The sequence below is a fragment of the Streptomyces sp. ME19-01-6 genome (assembly GCF_033793745.1).
Lineage (GTDB): Bacteria > Actinomycetota > Actinomycetes > Streptomycetales > Streptomycetaceae > Streptomyces.
Map to the genome: position 1 here is coordinate 155,771 of NZ_JARAXF010000002.1, position 17,992 is coordinate 173,762.

General features: G+C 71.6%; 9 protein-coding genes. 3 read left to right on the top strand and 6 right to left on the bottom strand.

Annotated features, from left to right (window positions below; translation table 11 throughout):
- Window positions 1-86: 86 nt before the first annotated feature.
- The 3 genes from PV419_RS04295 to PV419_RS04305 are packed head-to-tail and all read left to right on the top strand — an operon-like array spanning window position 87 to window position 10,460.
- Entirely contained in the window at window positions 87-6,365 is a 6,279-nt protein-coding gene (locus tag PV419_RS04295) for a polyketide synthase (protein WP_319686315.1), read from the top strand.
- Window positions 6,358-8,892 (top strand): 3-hydroxyacyl-ACP dehydratase, encoded by a 2,535-nt coding sequence (locus PV419_RS04300; protein WP_319686316.1) that lies wholly within the window; start codon window positions 6,358-6,360, stop codon window positions 8,890-8,892. Before PV419_RS04295 ends, PV419_RS04300 begins: the two co-directional genes overlap by 8 nt.
- On the top strand, window positions 8,889-10,460 hold the full coding sequence (locus tag PV419_RS04305; protein ID WP_319686317.1) for a PfaD family polyunsaturated fatty acid/polyketide biosynthesis protein: 1,572 nt from the start codon (window positions 8,889-8,891) through the stop codon (window positions 10,458-10,460). The genes PV419_RS04300 and PV419_RS04305 overlap by 4 nt, the downstream gene beginning before the upstream one ends.
- Window positions 10,461-10,490: 30 nt before the next feature.
- Here the strand turns inward: PV419_RS04305 and PV419_RS04310 are convergent, their stop codons facing one another.
- The 6 genes from PV419_RS04310 to PV419_RS04335 are packed head-to-tail and all read right to left on the bottom strand — an operon-like array spanning window position 10,491 to window position 17,978.
- Window positions 10,491-11,111, bottom strand: a complete 621-nt coding sequence (locus PV419_RS04310) for an L-threonylcarbamoyladenylate synthase (protein WP_319686318.1) — start codon at window positions 11,109-11,111, stop codon at window positions 10,491-10,493.
- Window positions 11,056-12,069 carry a zinc-binding dehydrogenase gene (locus PV419_RS04315; protein ID WP_319686319.1) on the bottom strand — a complete coding sequence of 338 codons (1,014 nt, stop codon included), beginning with the start codon at window positions 12,067-12,069 and terminating at the stop codon, window positions 11,056-11,058. Before PV419_RS04315 ends, PV419_RS04310 begins: the two co-directional genes overlap by 56 nt.
- Before the next feature lie 57 nt (window positions 12,070-12,126).
- Window positions 12,127-13,374: an MFS transporter gene (locus PV419_RS04320; protein WP_319686320.1), complete on the bottom strand. Its 1,248-nt coding sequence runs from the start codon at window positions 13,372-13,374 to the stop codon at window positions 12,127-12,129.
- Between the two features lie 8 nt (window positions 13,375-13,382).
- Window positions 13,383-15,152 (bottom strand): GMC oxidoreductase, encoded by a 1,770-nt coding sequence (locus PV419_RS04325; protein WP_319686321.1) that lies wholly within the window; start codon window positions 15,150-15,152, stop codon window positions 13,383-13,385.
- On the bottom strand, window positions 15,149-16,582 hold the full coding sequence (locus tag PV419_RS04330) for a glycosyltransferase (protein WP_319686322.1): 1,434 nt from the start codon (window positions 16,580-16,582) through the stop codon (window positions 15,149-15,151). The genes PV419_RS04325 and PV419_RS04330 overlap by 4 nt, the downstream gene beginning before the upstream one ends.
- Window positions 16,575-17,978 (bottom strand): alpha-amylase family glycosyl hydrolase, encoded by a 1,404-nt coding sequence (locus PV419_RS04335; protein ID WP_319686323.1) that lies wholly within the window; start codon window positions 17,976-17,978, stop codon window positions 16,575-16,577. Before PV419_RS04335 ends, PV419_RS04330 begins: the two co-directional genes overlap by 8 nt.
- Window positions 17,979-17,992 lie beyond the last annotated feature (14 nt).

Consider the following 17,992-nt stretch of genomic DNA (forward strand, 5'->3'; position numbering starts at 1 on the left):
AGCTCTCATCTCATAGACTCCCGAGGGCAGTTGAGCGTCCCGACGGCCATCCCGGACCTTTCCCGATTCCCCTCAGGAGAGCCCCTATGTTGGCTGACGCCATCGACAACCGGCTGGCCCGAAACCCGATCGCGATCGTGGGGCTGGCGGGACTCTTCCCCCGGGCCATGAACGTGCGGGAGTTCTGGAGCAACATCGTGGACGGCACCGACTGCACCGAGGAGGTCCCGGCAACCCGGTTCAGCGTCGCCGACTACTTCGATCCCGACCCCTTCGCCGAGGACAAGACCTACTGCCGACGCGGCGGCTTCCTGCCCCCGTTCCGCTTCGACCCCCGCGAGTTCGGCATCCCCCCGAACACCCTGGACGCCACCGGGCTGATCCAGCTGCTCAGCCTCCACGTGGCCCAGGATGTGCTGCGGGACGCCGGCTGCGACACCTCCGGCTGGTACGACCCGGCGCGGACCGGGGTGGTGCTCGGGGTGTGCGGGGGGAGTTCGAGCATGATGCCACTGGCGGCGCGGCTCCAGACGCCCGCGCTCAAGGCGGCGGTCCTGAGCTGCGGCCTGAGCGAGCGGGACGCGGAGGAGATCGCGCGCCGGTACACGGCGGCCTTCCCGCCCTGGACGGAGAACTCCTTCCCCGGCTTCCTCGGTAACGTGGTCTCCGGCCGAATAGCGAACCGCCTCAACCTCGGCGCGTTCAACGGCACCGTGGACGCCGCCTGCGCCAGCTCCCTCGCCGCGCTGCGGATGGCCGTCAGCGAGCTGGCCGGGCATCGCGCCGACCTCATGATCACGGGCGGCTGCGACGCGGACAACACCATCTTCTCCTTCATGTGCTTCAGCAAGACCCCGGCGCTGTCGCCGAGCGGCGAGATCCGCCCCTTCGACGAGGATGCCGATGGCACCCTCGTCGGAGAGGGCATCGGGATGCTGGCCCTCAAGCGGCTGGCTGACGCCGAGCGCGACGGCGACCGGGTCTACGCCGTCATCCGCGGCCTCGGCACCTCGAGCGACGGCCGATCCCAGAGCATCTTCGCGCCCTGCGGAGACGGCCAGCTCACCGCGTTGCGCCGGGCCTACCAGGACGCCGACTGCCCGCCGTCCTCGGTCGGGCTGATCGAGGCCCATGGCACCGGCACCCGCACCGGCGACGAAGTGGAGCTCGGCGCGCTCAATGCACTGATGGCAACGCCCGATGACCGGCGGTACGCGGCTGTCGGCAGCGTGAAATCCCAGATCGGGCACACCAAGGCGGCGGCCGGCGCGGCCGGGCTGATCAAGGCGGCCCTCGCCCTCCACCACAAGGTGCTGCCCGCCACCATCAACGTCCGGACCCCCAGCGCCGCGGCCCGGCAGGAGGACGCGGCGCTGTACGTCAACACCACCACCCGCCCGTGGATCCGCGACCCGCGGCGCCCGGTGCGCCGTGCGGGAGTCTCCGCGTTCGGCTTCGGCGGGGTCAACGTGCACGCCGTGCTGGAGGAACACCAACCCCCCAGCGATGCGACCGGCGCGACGCGCACTCTTCACACCACCCCGCGAGCCCATCTCTGGCACGCCCCGACCCCCGAGGCGCTGCGCGAACTGCTCGAACGTGGCGAGCGGCCCGGCCCCGTCGACGAGATACCCGCCGACCACGCCCGGTTGGGCTTCGTCGCCACCGACGACTCCTGTCCCGACTTGCTCGCCAAGGCCATGGCACAGTTCGACGCGCACCCGGGCCGCGCGAGCTGGACCCACGCGGACGGCATCTGGTACCGCGCCGCCGCGCTCCCCGCAGGCGGCAAGGCGGCGGCGCTCTTCGCCGGTCAGGGCAGCCAGTACGTCAACATGGGCCGCGAGGCGCTTCTGTCCGTCCCGCCGGTGCGTGCCGCCTTCGACGCGGCCAACGCGCCGTACCTGGAGGGGAATCCGCCCCACGATCTGCTGTCCGACGTCGTCTACCCGGCGCCCGGGCGGGACGGGAAGGACCTGCGGCGCGCCTCCGAGCGGCTGCGCCGTACCGCCTACGCCCAGCCTGCCATCGGGGCGCTGTCGATGGGGCAGTTCCGCTACCTCACCGAACTCGGCTTCGCCCCGGACGGCGTGCTCGGCCACAGCTTCGGCGAGCTGACCGCCCTGTGGGCCGCCGACTGTCTCGACGACGCCGGCTTCCTCGCCGCCACGGCGGCCCGCGCCCGGACGATGGCCCCGCCCGCCGACGGGGCCGGGCACGACCCGGGCGCCATGGCCAGCGTGCGCACCTCACCGGCCCTGCTCGACTCCCTCCTCGCCGAGTTCCCCGAGGTGACGGTGTGCAACCGGAACGCGCCCGAGGTGGTGGTGATCGGAGGTCCCACGGCCGCCGTCGAGCGGTTCATCGCCACCTGCGGCGAGCGCCGCATCCCAGCGCAGCGGCTGTCCGTCGAGGCGGCCTTCCACACCCCGCATGTCCGGCACGCCGTCGCCTCCTTCGCCCACGACCTCGCCGACATCCCGCTCCGTGCCCCGCGCGTTCCGGTGTACGCGAACACGCCGGGAGCGAACTATGGCGACGCCCCAGAGGCGAACCGCGAGGTGCTGGCCCGGCAGATCGTCAACACCGTCGACTTCCAAGCCAGACTGCGGGAGATGTACGCGGACGGCTTCCGGGTCTTCGTGGAGTTCGGGCCCAAGCGCACGCTCTCCCAGTTCGTCGAGCAGACACTCGGCGAACATGGGGTGGACATCGTCTGGACGGACATCGGCACCGGCGGCGACAGCGCGCTCGCCCTGAAGCAGGCCGCCGTCCAACTGACCGTACTGGGACTGCCGTTGACCGGCATCGACCGGTACGACGAGCCGGTGCCGCCGAGCCCCGTCGCGTCCGCGGTGGCCCGGGTCCTCGACGGCCCGCAGTTCGCCACGATCGCCCGCCAGGAGGCGTACCAGCGCGTCCTCGGCACGCCCTACCGGTTGGCGGAGCCCGTAGGCCAGGAGCCGGAGCCCGTTGCCGGGCGGCAGTCCGCGGCCCCCGCTCACGACGATCCGCTGGGGCGCGCCGCGGCCGAGCACCTCACGATGCACACCCGCTACCTCGACGGGCAGCTTCGGACCGCCGACCAGTTGGTGAGCCTGCTGAACGAGGGCGTCGGCAACGGCTCGGCCGAAGCGGTCCTCGCCGGGATCACCGCCGTCCGCGACCACAGTCTGGCGCTCGGCGAGGCTCACGCCCGCGCCAGTGAGGTGCTGAGCGACCTGCTACGCCTCCCGGCGGGCGGGACGCCGACAGGGTATGCGCCCAACGGCACCTCCGACGGGCCCCTGAACGGCGTGAACGGAACGGCGAGCGGAGTGGCGGCGGCCGCATTGGCCGCGGCCGACGGGCAGGCGCTCGAAACGCCCTCGCACACCGGTCGGTTCCCCTCAGTGGACGGGGCGCCGGAGAGCCCAGTCCCCCTCGAGCCCGACGGACCCGTCGCACCCGGCGAAGCCGCCGCGCCGAGCGGCAAATCCGCCCTCGAAATGCTCCGCGACACCGACTTCGACGTCGCGATCGACCCCGAGCTCCGCGCCGAGCTGGCCAACCTCGACCCCCTGGAGATCGAGCAGGTGATGCGCGAGGTGGTGGCCGAGAAGACCGGCTACTCGATCGACATGATCGATCCCGACATCGACCTGCAGACGGAGCTCGGCATCGACTCCCTCAAGCAGTTGGAGATCGCCTCCGAACTCTGGCGCCGCTACCCCGTCTTCTCCCGCGAGGAGATCTTCCGCTTCACGGCGGCCCGAACGGTCAGGGACTTCGCCACGCTGATCCCCGAGGTGCTGAAGAACCCCACCACCAATCTCCGCGTCGCCACCTCCGTGCCGCTGGGCCGGGCACACATCGGCTGGCGCCGCCTGCCCGAGCCGGACGTACTGCTCGGCGCCTATGGTGAGCCGCCCCGCGCCGTACTGGTCGATGACGGCGGGGAGTTGGCCGACTGGATCGCCACGGCGCTCCAGTCGCACGGCTGGTGGGTCGGCCGGCTCACGCTGCCCGGGACGCGAACCGCGTCCGGAGCGGCCGAACCGGACACCTGGCACCTGGCCGACTGGGGCGAGGAGAGCCTGGCGGAGCAGGTCAGCCTCCTCGGTGCTGCCGTGCCGCGCCTCAATCTGTGTCTGCTGCCCTTCAGCCGCGACCCGCGGACCGATCGCGACGGTGCCGTGCTCCGCCTGGCCCACGCCGTCCTGGTCGCCAAGCATCTGCGTACGCCCCTCGGCGGGGCGGTGGCCGGCGGCACCCGCGCCGGGTTCGTCGCCGTCACCCGGCTCGACGGCGCGCTCGGCTACGCCGGCTCGGGCGGCGAACCCGAGCGGGCCCTGGCCGGCGGCGTCACCGGGCTGGTCAAGTCGCTGGCCCTGGAGGCGCCCGAGCTCTTCTGCCGGACGGTCGACCTGGCCCCCGAGCTGACCGAGGAGGAGGTCGGCGCCTGCCTCGCGGGCGAGATCGCCGACGCCGCCGTCGATGTGCACGAGGTCGCCCGCCACCCGGCCGGGCGCCGCACGCCGGTCCTGGTCGGCGAGCCGGTGCGGCTGGTCGACCCGGCCGCACCGGACGGCCAGGGCGGGGCCGTCGAGCCGCCCGCGGAGCTGACCGCCGACGACGTCCTCCTGGTCACCGGCGGCGCGCGGGGCATCACCGCCTGGTGCGCCATCGCCCTGGCGCGCCAGGTGCCCTGCGGCTTCCTGCTGCTCGGCAGCACACCGTCGGCGGACGAGCCGGACTGGGCAGCCGGACTCGACGGCAAGGAGGAGCTGACGGCCGCCGCCGCCGCACATCTGAGCGCCACCGGCCATGACCCCGAGGAGCCGGCCGCCGTCGAGCTGATCGCCCGGCAGGTCCGCGAGATCACCAGCGGGCGGGAGATCCGCACCACCCTGGCCGCCCTGCACAACGCGGGAGCCGAGGCCGCGTACGTGGCCGTGGACCTGACCGACGCCGCGGCGGTGGGCGCGGCGCTGCGCCCGCACGCCGACCGGGTCACCGGCGTCATCCACGGGGCAGGCGTCCTCGCCGACCAGTTCCTCGCCGACAAGGAAGCGGACGGTGTCGGGCGGGTGGTCGGCACGAAGCTGACCGGACTCGGCAACGTGCTGGCCGCGCTCGACGCCGAACACCTTCGTCGCCTGGTCGTCTTCACCTCCGTCTCCGGCATCTACGGAAACCTCCGGCAGGCCGACTACGCCCTGGCCAACGAGGCGCTGAGCCGGTTCGCCTGCGCCTGGAAGGCCAGGCATCCCGGCCGCCACGTCACCGCCCTGGCCTGGGGACCGTGGGCCGGCGGCATGGCCACCCCCGGCGTCCAGAAGCTCTTCATGCAGCATGGTGTGCCGCTGCTCGCCCGGGACGCCGGTACCGGCTACTTCACCGAGCAGATGAGCCCCGACCGCGCCGCGGACCTGGTGACCGTCATCGGCCCGCTGGAGCCCATGTACCGGCGGAGCGAGACGCTGCCGGCCGACGGCGTGGTCATGGAGCGGCGGATGGCGGAGCTCGCCGCCGAGCCGCTGCTCGCCGACCACCGCATCCACGGCTGGCCGGTGCTGCCCCTGACGGCCGCGGTCGGCTGGGGCGTACGCGTCGTGGAGGCGATGCACGGCGGGCAGCCCGTGGTCGAGTGCCGCGACTTCCAGATCAGCAAGGGGCTGGTCTTCGACGGCTCGGCGGAGGACGACCGCTTCCTGCTGACGGTATCGCCGCCCGAGAGGCCCGAAAATGGAGACACGGCCGCCATCACGGTCCGGCTCCACAGCGAGCGGGAGGGCGCTGCGCAGGTGCTCCGCTTCGCGGGAGGCTTCGTCCCCGAGAAACGGGCCGCCCAGCCGCCGGACATCGACCTGTCGGCCTGTGAACTCCCCGGCCTCCCCGAGCTCCCCGACTTCGACCCACAGACCCACGAGGCGTACGACGGCTTCCTCTTCCACGGCCCGACCCTGCGTGGCCTCGGCCCGACGCTGGAAGAGCGGCCCGGCAGGCTTGTCCTCGCCGCCCGAATGGCCGACCCGGTCTTCGGCCAGGGCGCCTTCGCCGGGGCCAGGTACAGCCCGGCCCTCGCCGACCTGCTGCTCCAGGCGGCGGCGCTGCTCGGCCGCCAGCGCCTGGGCCTGCTCTGCCTGCCGGTGTCGGTGGAGCGGGTCGAGCTCTTCGCGCCGCTGCCCGCGGACGCGCCGTTCGTCCTCGTGGCCGAATCGGTCGAGGAGAGCCCGCTTCATCTGATCTGCACGGTCACCGCCTGCACCCCGGAGGGAAAGGTGCTCCAGCGGTGGGGCCGGATCGGCATGATCCTCACCTCGCCGGAGATGAGGGACAGCGGGATCTTCCTGCCCGCTGAGCGCGGGGGGCGGCATGGCTGACACCGGCGTTCGCACACCCGACGCCGACGGCGGCGCAGCCGACGCCGCCGTCGCCGCCGTCGCCGCTGTCGCCGCTGTCGAGGGATCGGGGCTCGAAGCGGTCGAGGAACTGGGCTTCGAAGGTGAGCCGTTCCTCCTTCCCGTTCTTCCCGCCCTGTCCGCCCCGCCGACTCCGCCCGCCCCGCGGGACCCCGGCGACCTGAGCCACCTCGCGCGCGACATCGCCGACCGGGTCAGCCGCGCGCACGCCGCGGTACTGGAGGCCCACGAGGCCGTCCAGCGGCACCTCCTCGCGCGCTGCGCGCCGGGCGCGCGGCCTTCGGCGGCGCCCGCCCCGCATCCCGTGGACCGCCCGGCGCGCGTCGAGCTGGTCCGGACCGTCCCGGCGGACTCGGCCTACAGCGTGGCAGGCCAGGCCGACCCGGCGTGGATCCTCGACACCGCCGCGGCGGCCTTTCCGCTGCTCGGGGAACGCGGCCTCGCGCCGGCCGGCACCGTCTACCGGCCTGGTCGCACCGTCCTCACCTGGCACCGGGAGCTGCCGGAGGCCGGAGCGGAGCTCCGAGTCCGGGCGGGCGCCGTGGCCGTCCACCGCGACGAGCGCGGCACACGCTTCACATTCGACTGGCAGGTCCACGTCGAGGGGAACCTCCTGGTGGAGGCCACCGGCACCGGCGGCTTCCTGTCGCCCGGGCACGCCACCGAGCCGCTGCCGGGCGAGGACCCCTGGCCGGAGCGTGAAGTGCCCGGCTACCCGCGGCAGTTCCGCCCGCTGGCGGTCACCCGACGGTCCCGGCTGACCTGGCAGGAGGTGCGGGCGCTCGCCGGCGGATTCCTCGCAGAGGTCCTCGGCCCCGACTTCGAGGGCGAGGGCACCGGCCCGCGGCTGCCAGGACCGGCCCCGCGGCTGATCCGCACCGTCGCGGAGCTGGCCTGCGAGGGCGGCCGGTACGGACAGGGCAAGGTGACCGCCGAGCTGACCTTCCACGGCGGCGGTCCGGCGGGGGGAGCGGACGCCACCGCGCGGCTGGCCGAGGCCATAGCCGGCGTGCTGCAGGTGTACGCGCTCCACTGCGGGCTGCACCTGTGCCTGCCCGACCCACGCTTCCAGCCCTGGGAGGGCGGTCCGACCGTCGTCGAGGTGATCGACCCGACCGCGCTCGGGGCCGCCCTTCGCTGCGAGGTCGACGTGGCCGAGGTGGGACTCGTGCCCCGCCCGCACGCCGTCGCCGACGCCGTGGTCCTCGCCGGCGACCGGCCGGTGGCCCGCCTGTACGGCATCGGCGTCGCCCTCCGAGAGCCGCCGGGCACCGGCCTCGGCGCCCTGACGGTCTGGGAGGCGCGGGACTCCCCCACCGCCCTTGAGTCATTGCGGCAGCGCGGCGCGCTTCAGCGGATGCTGCTCGCCCACTCGGCCGAGGGCGACCTCTCGGCCGTCACCGGGGACCCCCAGATGATCTCGGCGTCCCCGGTGACCGTACGGCCCCGACTGCCGCGCGGCGACCTGCTGATGGTCGACCGGGCGCTCGACTACGACACCGAGCCGCTCGACTTCCGGCCGGGCGCCACCCTCACCAGCGAGTACGCCGTCCACCCCGACCCCTGGTTCTGCCGGGAGAACGGCTCCGGCGCCGTGCCCAATCTCCTGTACATGGAGTCCAGCCTCCAGGCCGCCGCCCAGCTGAGCGCGATCCAGGGCATCCTTCACCAGCATCGCGACAGCGCCTTCGTCTGCCGGAACCTGGAGGGTCGCGCCACCCTGCTCCGGCACGCCGACCCGCGCGGGCTCGCCCTGCGGCACCGCACCACGCTGGCCGACCACTCGAAGCTGCCGGGGGCGATCCTCCACCGCTACGCCTACCAGCTCAGCCTTCCTGACGGGCCGGTCTACTCGGGCGAGTCGGTCCACGGCTTCCTCACCCAGGAGGTCCTGGACAACCAACAGGGGCTCGACGGCGGACGGTACGCTCCGCCCTGGCTGGACCGCCTTCCGGCGCGGCCCCCGGGGCTGCGCCGACTCGACCTCTCCCACGACACCCGGCTCGGCCGCGGGCGGTTCGCGCTGCTGCGCCAGGCCGACCTGGTGCCGGACGGCGGCGAACACGGCGCCGGCTACCTGCTGTGGGAGCGGGCCGTGCCCAAGGACGACTGGTTCATGGCACACCACTTCCGCTTCGACCCGGTGATGCCCGGTTCGGTGGGCGTCGAGGCGCTGTTTCAGTCTGTCGCGGCGTACGCGCTGCACACCGGCCTCACCGACTCCCTGCCGGACCCGGCCGCGCGGCCCGCGGTCGACGTCGAGCTGGCCTGGAAGTACCGAGGGCAGATCACGCCCGGTCACCGCCGGATGCGCGGCGAGGTTCATATCCGCCGGGTGCGGCGTCAGGGCGACGGTCTTCTCCTGGTCGCCGACGGCAGCGTATGGCGTGACGACCTGCGGATCTACCAGGTGGACAACATCGGCGTCGAGATCCTGCCGACCGGCGGGGCGACCGGCGGGGCGGCCGACGGGAAGGTGGCGCGATGACGGTGCGCTACGACCCGGACGGGGTGTACGCCGTCCTCGCCGACCTGGACGCCCCGTGCTATATCGTCCGGAACGGGGACCGGATCGGCGCCACCGCCGAACCGCCCGTCGCAGGCGGCCCGTTGACCCTCCTGGCCGTCGCCGGGCCGATGCCGTCCACCCAGCTCGGCGAGTCCGGCTTCCGCGGCCGTCACGGCGTGGCCCACTCGTACCTCGCCGGTTCCATGGCCACCGGCATCGCCTCCGAGGAGCTGGTGGCCGCGCTGGCCCGCGCCGGTTTCCTCGCCTCCTACGGCGCCGCGGGTCTGCCCCCCGAACGGGTCGAGCGGGCCCTGACGCGGCTCGCCCGGGAGATCCCCGGCTTGCCCCACGCCGCCAACCTCATCCACACACCGCACGCCCCGCGCCTGGAGCGAGCGGTTGTCGACCTCTACCTGAAACACCGGCTGCGCTGCGTCGAGGCCTCGGCATTCGTCCAGCTCACCCCCGATCTGGTCCGCTACCGGGTGGCGGGACTGCGCCCCGGCCCGGGGGGCGGGACGTACGCCGAGAACCGGCTGATCGCCAAAGTGTCCCGCGCCGAGGTGGCCGAGCTGTTCCTCCGTCCGGCCCCCGAGCCGATGGTTCGCGCCCTGTTCGACCGTGGCGAGGTCACCGCCGAGCAGGTCACGCTGGCGCGGCTGGTCCCGATGGCGGACGACCTGACCGTCGAGGCGGACTCCGCGGGGCACACCGACCGCCGCCCGCTGATCACCGCGCTGCCCGCGATGCTGCGGCTGCGGGACCGCATCGCCCGCGAGCTCGGCCCCGCGGCGGCGCCGGTACGGGTCGGCGCGGCCGGCGGCATCGGCACCCCGGAGGCGGCCCTGGCCGCCTTCAGCCTGGGCGCGGCCTACGTCGTCACCGGCTCGGTGAACCAGGCCTGTCTGGAGGCCGGCACCTCACCGGCGGTCAAGGCCCTGCTCGCCGCGGCCGGGCCCGCCGACTACGCGATGGCTCCGGCCGCTGACATGTTCGAGGGGGGTGCCGAGGTCCAGGTACTCCGCAGCGGCAGCCTCTTCGCCGGCCGGGCGCGCCGGTTGCACGATCTCTACCGTGCCCATGCCGGCCTGGACGAACTCCCCGCCCCGGACCGCCGGCGCCTGGAGGCGAAGGTGTTCCGGCGCCCGCTGTCGGAGGTCTGGCGGGAGACCGCGGACTATCTCGCCGAGCACCACCCCGAACAACTCCTGCGCGCCGAGTTCGACCCCAGGCACCGGATGGCCCTGGTCTTCCGCTGGTACCTCGGCCAGTCGTCGCGCTGGGCCGTCGCCGGCGCGGCCGAGCGCGCCGGCGACTATCAGGTCTGGTGCGGGCCGGCGATGGGCGCGTTCAACGACTGGGCCGCCGGCTCCGTCCTGGCCGACCCCGGCCGACGCCGGGTCGCCGACGTGGCACGCCACCTGCTGCACGGCGCCGCGTACCACCGTCGCCTCACCCAGCTTCGCTTCAGCGGGGTGCGGATCCCGGCGGCCTGCGCCTCCTACCGCCTGCCGTCGGCGCCTTCGGCGGTGCCCGTCGCGCCTTGACCCCAGGCCCCCTGACCGGCCCTGGCGCGGCTACTCGAACCGGGCCGTATCGCCTGCCCCTCGGCGTACGATCTCGGCTTCGCCGCTGGAGAAGTCGATGACCGTGGTCGGCTCGGTGCCGCACTCTCCCGAGTCGACCACGGCGTCCACCACATGGTCGAGCCGTTCCTTGATCTCCCAGCCCTGCGTCATCGGCTCGTCCTCGCCGGGCAGGAGCAACGTACTGGAGAGCAGTGGCTCACCGAGGTCGGCGAGCAAGGCCTGGGCAACGGCATGGTCAGGAATCCGGACGCCGACCGTCTTTTTCTTCGGGTGCGGCAACTGGCGCGGTACCTCCTTCGTCGCGGGGAGGATGAAGGTGTAGCTGCCGGGCGTTGCTGCTTTGATCGCGCGGAACACGTCTTTGTCGATGTGTACGAACTGACCCAACTGCGCGAAGTTCTGGCACACCAGGGTGAAGTGGTGACGGTCGTCCAGGTTCCTGATCGACCGGATTCGGCCGATTCCATCACGATTGCCCATCTGGCATCCCAGTGCGAAACAGGAGTCCGTCGGATAGGCGACGAGCGCGCCGGAGCGGATTCTGTCGGCCACATTACCGATGGTGCGCTGCTGAGGATTTTCGGGATGCACGTCGAAATACTTCGCCATCCACCGAGCCTACGTCAGAGGCGGGTTCGATGACTGCCTTGATGAACCCATCGGGCCTACGTACGGCGTCCCGGAACGCGGCGGAAATCTCATGGAGTGGGTAGCGGTGTGTCAGCAGGTCCGAGGGATCCAGCCGGCCCGAGTCGACCAGAGCGATCGCGGTACGCATGCCCTCCAGGATCGTGGGGAGGTCGCGGAAGTGGGCATTGGCGATCCGAAACGCCTGCTCGTTCCAGTGCGCGAGGTCGACCGTCCGGGGCTCCCCCTGGTGGTATCCGACGATCGCGATCGTGCCGCTGGTGCGTGTGGCCTGGCCGGCAAGGGTGAGGGCGTCCTGAGCGCCGGTGGCCTCGTACGTCACGTCCGCGCCACCGCCCTCGGTGTCCGCCGCGACGACATCGGCGAGTGATTCGGTGCGCAGGTCCACCACCCGTGTCGCGCCCTGTTCGGCGCAGCGTGCCAGGGCGGCGGGACGGCGACCGGCCACGATGACCGATCGGGCGCCCTTGAGGATCGAGAGACGTTGAATGAGCAGGCTCATGAAGCCGGTTCCGATGATCACCACATCGGCCCCCGCCCTCGGAGCGGCGAGTTCGACGGCGTTGACACAGCACGCCAGCGGCTCCGCCACGGCCGGAAAGACGATGCCGGGGCGAACGGGGATGGCGTGACGCGTCTCGATGACCATGAATTCGGTGAATCCTCCGCCGGGTACCCACGACACGACGTGATCGCCGACACTCAGCGGCCCGCCCTCCTGGTCCGGCGCGATGTCTTCGACCACCCCGGCGACTTCATGACCTATCTCGACGGGATAGCGACCTGACCTGCCCAGCCACTGATCGATCTCCGACGCGCACAGACCGCACTGGATGACCCGGATCAGAGCCCGGCCGGTACGGACCGGCTCAAGCAGGCTCTGCCTGGCTTCAACCCGGCCGGGACCGGTCAGCAACACCTGGGTAGTTGACACCACGACCGCGGGCCCTCCTCATCGATCGACTTGGCCGGCTGCTCACCCGACGCTCTGCCGTGCCTTTGAACGCTCCGGCGCCACCGAGCAGGCAACCGGGGTGAGCCCGGCGATGATCACCGCCGCGACCGCCAGCAGGCCAAGGGCGGTCGGCAGCCCGACGACGGTCGCCAGACCGCCGATGATCGGGGACACCAGCAGCCAGCCGAGGTTTCCGGCGAAGCCGACATGGCCCATCACCCGGGCCGAGTCGGGGAGCGCGCCCGCGGCGGTGAAGGCGCCGGGGAATACCGCGCTGATCCCGGCACCGGCGACGACGAGCGCCGCCAAGGTGACCCCGGGCTGTCCGAGCAGCAGGGCGACGATCAGCGCGGTCGCACAGCACAAGGTGCCGATCCGAATCAGCCGGACCCACCCGAAGCGATCGACCAACCAGTCGTTGAACAGCCGGGTGACGACCGATCCCGCCGAGAAGGCCGCGTATCCGGCCGCGGCTGTCGCGGCGTCCGCCCCCACATGCTGCAGATACACGCCGCTCCAGGACGCGGGCGCGTCCTCCACCAGAGCGGCGAGGAAAGTCATCAGTGCGAGCAGCACCACGATCAGTTGCCTGCTCCGCCCCCGGACGGCAACGCCCCACCCCTCCGCCTCCCCCACCGTGACCTGCTCATCCGGCCGTCTCCCCTCGGGCTGCCGCGCATCCCGCCCGGGCGGCTGGAGCCCGCAGGCCGCTACCGACGACACGACGGCAAGCAGGACAGCCACGGATACGAACTGTGTCGTCAGGGTCATGCTGAGGGACGCCGTGGCGACTCCGGCCAGCCCGCCCGCGACGGCGCCGATGCTGCGGATGGCGTGCATGGAGTTGAGCACCGCGCGTCCGTACCGCTGCTGTACCACGACCGCCTGGGCGTTCATCGCCACGGAAGTGCACCCGTCGGCGGCGCCGAGCAGCATCAGCACGCCCATCAACGACCACGCGGAATGCGCGGTCGGGATGAGACCGAGCGGAACACCGAGCAGCACGGGGGCCAGCGCACTCACCCTGCGGCTGCCGAGACGCCGCACCAGCACCCCGCCCACCTGGCTGCCGAGCAGCGCGCCGAGCCCCGGACCGGCCAGCACCAGACCCAGCACGCCCGCGGACAGCCGGAGTTCGCTCTGCACGGCAGGGACTCGGGCGGCCCAGGAGGCGAAGACCGCGCCGTGGACGAAGAAGATCGCCGACACCGCTATCCGGGCCCGCCGCAGAGGTGCGGGCAAAACACGTCGGGCCCGAGTTCCAGTCATGCGACTCCTCACGTGACGCCAGGTGACGCGGATGGCATACGAAGCGGATACGTCCGGTCGCCGGTACGCATGGTATGTCTCAGGTGATCGGCGAGACGGAGCGTCAGCGCGACCCCGGGCAGCACCGGCCCGGCCGAGTCGAGGGCGGGGAAGACCGCCGGACCGGCGACATACAGGTTTCGTGTGGCGTGTATCCGCCCGTCGGCATCGGTGTGCGCATCACGGGGATCAGCGCCCATGCGAAGGGTGCCCATCTCGTGGTGGCCGCACCCGGGAGGCTCTCTCCGCTCCTCCGGTTCCAGCACGGCGGTCGGCCGGTCGGCTGCGACGGGCACGAACCGTCCCGAGCGCAACACCTCGATGCGGCCGTCACCGAGCAGGGTTCGGACGACGGTATCGGCCGAACGGTCCATGCTGTCCCAGGTCCGCTGATCCGCCGGCCCAGGTGACAGCCGTACGTACGCGAGGCGGGCGCCGAATGTGTCCCGCTCGTCGAGCAGGCTCACCTCGCCGGTGCCCTCCGCTGCCATCTCCGCCACACTGGCGAGAGTGACGACGAGATACCGCGGCGGGATCCGGAGCATGCGGTCCAACGCCTCCACGTCGTATCTGGGCGTATCGGAGTAGAGCCGCCGGGCGACCTCCTCGGGTAACGACCCGACTCCATAAGCGGTGATCTGGTGGTGGAAGCGCGTGTCGGGACCCGACGGATGCCGACACGCGCCGCGCGCGTGCAACGCGGCGGCGCCCCACGCGTGTGCGGGTCCCCGGGAGGAGTCGAAGGGGAAGGGAACGCGCACCGTGAGGTTGGACCGCAGGTGGGTGGTCAGGTGGTGCACGGGGCGTGCGGCGTGCGGCAGGCCGTTGGCACCGAGTACAAGCCGGGCGTTCTCTATGGTGCCCACCGCGAGGACGACGACGGCGCGGTCGGGCACACGCAACCTCCCGCGGCTTGTGTCGATCGCCGTGATCTTGCCGCCACTCGCCTGGAGACCGGCGACATGGCAGTCGGTGAGCAGTTCCAGGTCTCCGGTGCCGTCGCCCAGCCGGTCGGTCAGCAGGGGCGCCGAACTGAACCGCACGAGCCGCGGCGATCCCCCGGCCGCGTCCTCGGTCGCGTCGATCGCGTCGATCGCCAACGGCATGTTCAGCCGTGCCACATGGCCGTCCCTGTGCCCACCGCCGGCACGGGCGTCATGCGCAGGAGGCGGGTCGGGAAGTTCGCTCGGAGGGAGCAGCCCTGGCAGGCGGTTCCCGGTCAACGCGCCGAGCAACCGCCCACGCAGTCGGCGGTTGAGCTCGCCGTCGAAGTGCGGTGCGACGCGGGAGAGGCCCAGCAGCTCGGCTGCGGCAGGCAGGTACCGGCTGGAGAGTTCGGCCATCACGCCGGCCGGCCAGCGGTCCCGTATACCGTCCTGGTCGAGCACCGGCCATACGCAGTAGGCGCCCCAGAACAACGACCGTCCGCCGACCCCGTAGGCAAGGCCGTGGTACGGCAGCTGGGAACGCCACGGCACTCGCCATCGGCCGTTTCCCGCGGGCGGGGAGGCTGCCGGTTCGAGCAGGCCCGGCGGGGGCACGGTCTCCTCAGCCAACGGGGCGTTCTGCACGTGCTCGGTCCGCTGCAGACGGCCGGACTCCAGGAGCAGCGTGGCCACCCTGTCACCGCCCTGGCCCAGCTGCCAGGCGAGAACCGACCCGAATGTGCCCGCCCCGATGATGATGACGTCCGGCTCCCGACGCGGGGTGAGCCGGCCACGCGCGCCGGATGCGGTCACCGTCCCCCCTCCAGGGAGGCCCCGCACAGGTCGCGATAGAGCAACACGTGGTCACGGAACTCACGTTCCGCCAGGTAGCGCAGCGCACAGTGGTCGTGCGCGGCCCGGCCGAGCCTGTCGCGAAGTGCTTCGTCCCGCAGCAGCCGCGTGACCTGCGCTCCGAACGCCGCAAGATCGGTGGGGTCGTCCACCAGAAGGCCGGTCACCTCGTGTGTCACCTGGGCACGGATGCCCCCGACCGCACTCGCCACCAGGGGACGTGTTTTCCACATCGCCTCGGCCACCGCCAGTCCGAACCCTTCTTCCAGACTCTTCTGCGCGATGACCGTCGCGTGCCGCTGCAATGCGTTGACCACCACCGCGTTCGCCCGCAGTTCGGCAGTGTCGTCGGCGAGCCCCAGGCCGACGAGGTGAACACGTCGACGTACATCGGCCGGGAGAGCCGCGCGTTCCCGCAGGACCGCATCGAACACAGCCATGTTCTCCGGGTCGTCAGCGACATCGGTCGGGTCGGGACCGGCCAGGACAAGGTGCGCGTCGGTGGCTGGATTTATATGGCGTACAAAGGAGGCCAGGGTCCCCGCCATGTCCTTCAGCGGGTCCCACCGCGCCAGTTGCAGTACGGTCGGAGCGCCCGGCGGCAGCGGCTCGTCCTGCCATACCGTGACGCGTCGGGCCGCGTAGGCCGCGAGCGAGGCGACGATCTCTTCCCCCTCTTCCCCCATGCATGCGGCGCCGGGCGAGCCGACCAGCCCGATGGATGTCAGCACGCCGCGGACCTCTGCCTCTCCCATGGGCCGGCACTTGTCCGACACGTCATCAATGGCCGGTGCGATGATCACCACATGCTGGGTGTCGAGGCCCGGCGGAACGTACTCGGGCAGGGAGAAGACACAGCGAAACGACGCCTGCAGGAAGGGCTCCAGGAACTCCCACGCCGCCGTCACCTCGGGGCCCGGGAGTGACGTGCCGATGTGGCTCCGCCATGCCACCCGCATACCCGCTTGCCGCAGTAACGGCGCCATCCCGAGAGTCTGCGGGTCATGCAGGAGCACAAGGTCACCGGGGGTCATATGCGCAAGCGACTTGGCGGCGGCCTCTCGTGTCGTGCGCTCGTACGTCACGAACTCGCGCTCGCCCAGCCGCCGTCCGTCGCCGGGGCTGCCGTGGAAGAGGTGATGCAGCTGCTTGGTGATGCCGAAGAACTCCTGGTTCGCGTTCATCACCAGCCAACGGGCGCGCATCCCCGCCCGTGTGTGCCGGGGGATCGCGGAGCGCAGCAGCTCGGCGACCCCGCCACCGACCGCAGTGGTGTTGACGTGCCAGACGGTACGGCCGCCGAGGGCGTCCAGTGCCGCCGCGACCACCGTGTCCCGGGGGCACCGCGCGCTCCGTGGGGCCGGCACCTCGACGGGGGTGATCTCAACCATCGATACGCACCACCGATCCGGCGAAGTCGAGGTCCACCGTGACGTCTCCGCGCTGGAAGCGCCAGTGGTCGTCCTCGGCAGGCAGTGGCTTGTACGGCCCGGTGAGCCCCTTCTTGAGCGCTATGAGCCTGCGGGTCTCGTTGAGCACCGACTCGGGGTCCCTCATCTGATCGGCGACGTTGCGGTCGGTGTCGCCGAGCGGCAGCCAGGGCTCCCCCGTGGTGAAGCCGCCCAAGCGGCCCCGTTCCCATGGGATGGGCGTACGGCTGGCATCGCGCGGCCACGGCGCCTGGTCACGCAGCCGTCCGGCCGGGATGACCGTGTCCTCCATGCCGAACTCATCGCCCTGGAACAGTACGCACGCGCCCGGCAGGGTCAGCAGCATCGCCAGGGTGAGGCGTGTCTTACGCTCGTCCCCATCACACCATCGAGTCGGAAAACGCGACAAGTCGTGGTTCGAAGCAAGCCACACGGGGGTGTCGTCAGGGCCCAATGTCTTCAGCCATGTCTCCGCGCAGTCGCGCAGGGCGTCGGCGTCAAAGGCCGAGAAGAGAAGCTGGAAGTATTGGGGTAACTGGAGTTCATCGCCCTCGCCGTAGTAGGCGACCAGGTCGGCCGGATCGGAAACCCATGTGGCCCCCATCAGCAGCCGCGGTGGGTCGTACCGGTCCGCCACAGCCCGCCATCGGCGCAAAATGTCGTGGACTTCGGGCTGATGAGCGCTGTGGACCGGTCGCTGTCCGCGGTTGAGGTCCCACATGTGGTCGCCCTTACCCGCGACCGGGTTGTCACGCAGTTGCCGATCCTTCAATATCACATAGCAGGCATCTATCCGGAAGCCTGCCACACCCTTGTCGAACCAGAAGGCGAGAATGTCGTCGAACTCTGCCCGTACCTCCTCATTCCACCAATTCAGATCGGGCTGCTGCGGCAGATAGCTGTGCAGGTAATAAGCGCCCTCGGCCTCGTCGTACGACCACGCGGGCACATGGAGTGAACTGACCCAGTTGTTGGGGCGGTCGGCCCAGACATAGTGGGAGCGCCTGGTGCGCGGGGACCTGAACCATGGGTGTTCGATGCTGGTGTGGTTGGGCACCAGGTCGAGCAGCACCCGGATACCGCGGCTCTCGGCCTCCGCGATGAGCCGGTCGAAATCCTCCATGGTGCCGAGCGACGGCTCGATGGCCCGGTAGTGCGTCACGTCATAGCCGTGGTCATGGTTGGAAGAAGCGGTCACCGGGGTGCACCAGATCGCGTCCACCCCGAGCCAGGAAAGGTAGTCCAGACGAGACACGATGCCGGGAATGTCACCCACACCGTCACCGTCGGAGTCCGCGAATGAGCGCACGTACAACTGGTAGATCACCGCGTTCCGCCACCATTCCAGATCTCCCAATGTCCGACCCTCCT

Excerpts from the sequence above, each read along its gene's own strand:
- PV419_RS04330 (WP_319686322.1), bottom strand. The coding sequence starts at position 16,582 with ATGGTTGAGATCACCCCCGTCGAGGTGCCGGCCCCACGGAGCGCGCGG.
- PV419_RS04305 (WP_319686317.1), top strand. The coding sequence starts at position 8,889 with ATGACGGTGCGCTACGACCCGGACGGGGTGTACGCCGTCCTCGCCGAC.
- PV419_RS04320 (WP_319686320.1), bottom strand. The coding sequence starts at position 13,374 with ATGACTGGAACTCGGGCCCGACGTGTTTTGCCCGCACCTCTGCGGCGG.
- PV419_RS04310 (WP_319686318.1), bottom strand. The coding sequence starts at position 11,111 with ATGGCGAAGTATTTCGACGTGCATCCCGAAAATCCTCAGCAGCGCACC.
- PV419_RS04300 (WP_319686316.1), top strand. The coding sequence starts at position 6,358 with ATGGCTGACACCGGCGTTCGCACACCCGACGCCGACGGCGGCGCAGCC.
- PV419_RS04295 (WP_319686315.1), top strand. The coding sequence starts at position 87 with ATGTTGGCTGACGCCATCGACAACCGGCTGGCCCGAAACCCGATCGCG.